3 protein-coding genes are annotated in these 2,256 nt (G+C 53.9%); all 3 read right to left on the bottom strand.

What is annotated here, in order from left to right; genetic code table 11:
• Positions 1–649: 649 nt before the first annotated feature.
• The 3 genes from FHS27_RS30585 to FHS27_RS30575 all read right to left on the bottom strand — a co-directional run bounded on the left by FHS27_RS30585 (position 650) and on the right by FHS27_RS30575 (position 2,035).
• Positions 650–886, bottom strand: coding sequence for a hypothetical protein (locus FHS27_RS30585; protein ID WP_184310243.1), 237 nt, complete (start codon positions 884–886; stop codon positions 650–652).
• A 132-nt stretch (positions 887–1,018) separates the two neighbouring features.
• Positions 1,019–1,477 carry a GspE/PulE/PilB domain-containing protein gene (locus tag FHS27_RS30580; protein WP_184310241.1) on the bottom strand — a complete coding sequence of 153 codons (459 nt, stop codon included), beginning with the start codon at positions 1,475–1,477 and terminating at the stop codon, positions 1,019–1,021.
• Positions 1,478–1,636: 159 nt separating this feature from the next.
• Complete coding sequence (locus FHS27_RS30575) at positions 1,637–2,035, bottom strand: DUF7668 domain-containing protein (RefSeq protein ID WP_184310239.1); 399 nt, start codon at positions 2,033–2,035, stop codon at positions 1,637–1,639.
• Between the last annotated feature and the right edge of the window lie 221 nt (positions 2,036–2,256).

Genomic DNA, 2,256 nt, shown 5'->3' with positions numbered 1-2,256 from the left:
TAGGCGAAGCGTTTTGAACCGCGACGAACGAAGCAACATGAAAGAGAAGGTGACTCAACCGTCGCATCCACGCGAAGTCAAATCCTTATTGGTTATCGGAAATGTTGACGTAGTTTTGTCGAGAAGCGTTGAGGGGGATGGGCATCCGGTCGAGCGTCCCGACAGGTGAGGAAGCGATGTGTATGATATCGATGGAGTGCGTCCAGTGAAATAGTAGCAGCGTAGTCGATGTCGTTCGCATCGCGCCCGGGAGTCTTCCGCACCGTCTCGAAGTTGTGGTCGCGGTGGTGCGGGCGATTGTCAACCAAGACACAGTCGTTCGTCAGGAAGGTTGGCAAGCGTTCGCACGACCGCGACTGGTGTTGGTCGATCGAGAGATTTCGAAAGCCAAACTGCCGGGAATTGACGTCCGCGCGTCTGGGGATGGGTTGAGCGTGGGGATGTTGATTCGTTTCACGATGCCGCGTGTCGCAAGCGGGCAGCAGTTCATCAGCATGAGTCGCGCGGCGTGGATCGCGTCAACAGAGCTGAGTCGGAGATTGTCAGTCCGATAACGTTACGCGTAACCGGGAACGCGCGGGAAAGTCTCGAACGGCCAAACCGCTCAACTCGCGTTCTCCGGTTCACGCGATGGTTACCCGCATTTGTCTCAATGTTCTAACTCGTTGACCGTCGACGCAGGTGGTCTTTTGAGGAAACTGTGCAACCGAGCATAGCAGCAATAAGATGCAAACACAAAAATCGGCATCGCCATCAACGAGATGGCGACCACCGCCACCCAGCCTATCCAGTCATTACGTTGCGTCAGCGGCAACGCTAGACCGGCACCAACGCCAAGTAGTGCGATGGCAACAAGCCAATCTTTGGGAACGATGTAGGGTTCCATTTCAGGGAAACATCAGTCGGGTAACGACCAGCATCACGGGGCGGCGGGAGTTGACGTTGATTTCAAAACCGACTGGCCACCGCCGCTCCCGTGCATGCGATGGTTCGTCGACGATGTCGTGAGCTGCGTGAATTACGCAACACCCGCATCATCAATCGAGCCATAATGTTTGTCAATCTGGGCAACGATCCAATTCTTCGTTGTTGGGACAGCCAATATGCGGCGACTCAAAATGAATTGCAGTTTCTCAATGATTTCAAGTTCGATCGGGGAAGTAGCGGCCACGAGAAGGGCATCAGCGGATTCGGCGACTGGGATGACGCAGTTTTCTCGTGCGACCGATTCCGGGATCAGTTCAAAAATGTAATCTGCGATCTCGATTGAGTCAGGAATCGGATGGCCTTGAAATCGTTCGGTTTTCGTGGACGAGTTCCAAATGGGAAGGAGACCTGTGTCGGCGAACCACAGCAAATGGCCGCAGTGCGGACAGGGCGCATCGAGCGTATTCTGCGATGGGGTAATCGATATCGAGTGTCCACAGATGGGACAGTTGTTCGGCCAACCATCCGGAGTGCGTGATGATATCACCATCGATCAGATACCTGGTGTCGACGAACGACCGGGATCAGCGGGCGGCGGGAGTTGACATTGATCTCACCAAAAACCGCACCACCGCCGCTCCGTTGCATCCCATGGTTCGTCGATCTGCGGTCTCGAGTTGGGGCCAACGAATCGATTCGAGAACGGTTCTCATGGCACGTACACCATTTCGATCTTAATTTGAAATCCATCCTTGGTCTCCGAGACCGTTGCACTTAGGACAAGGTCGCTTCGCCCTTCACCCTTCGTCCACAGATCGATCAGCACCTCCCATTTCTTGCCCATCCAAATGCATGTCGAAGAAGCCCACGTCTTTTCCGGAAGTGCGACGAGAGTTTCGCCATAGTCCTCGACGTACTCTCTAATTTGCTTGGCGGTCTTCGCCGAGACGGGAAGTACACCGTCGACGCCTTCCGTAAGGCGATAATCGTGTTCCACGAAAGCGAGCACTATATCGCGAAATGCAGGACGCCAAGCGGTTGGAACTGGTTGTTGCTCGTCTTCATCCTTGACGGGCAGCACTTCTTTGGTTGACTTGCGTTTGGCCATCTTATGTCTGAGTCTTTCGACGAACTTGTTTCTTACCGGTCGGACCGGGTCAGAATAAGTGATTTAGGGGTGGTTTACTAGTTTCGGCGGTGAGAATAAGTCGGAGGCGGGTGACTTGTTCTCATTGGTTTGGGAAGTTTCCCTTGGGAAGGATCTTACTTGTTCTCACTTCCACAGGCTTATTCTCACCTCCTCATGTGCGGACTTCGTCCGCATGGGTG

Origin of the sequence: Aporhodopirellula rubra (assembly GCF_014192335.1) — a bacterium.
GTDB classification, from domain to species: domain Bacteria; phylum Planctomycetota; class Planctomycetia; order Pirellulales; family Pirellulaceae; genus Rhodopirellula; species Rhodopirellula rubra.
Note: the sequence above shows the minus strand (reverse complement) of the source record. Positions and strands in the feature narration are given on the sequence as shown.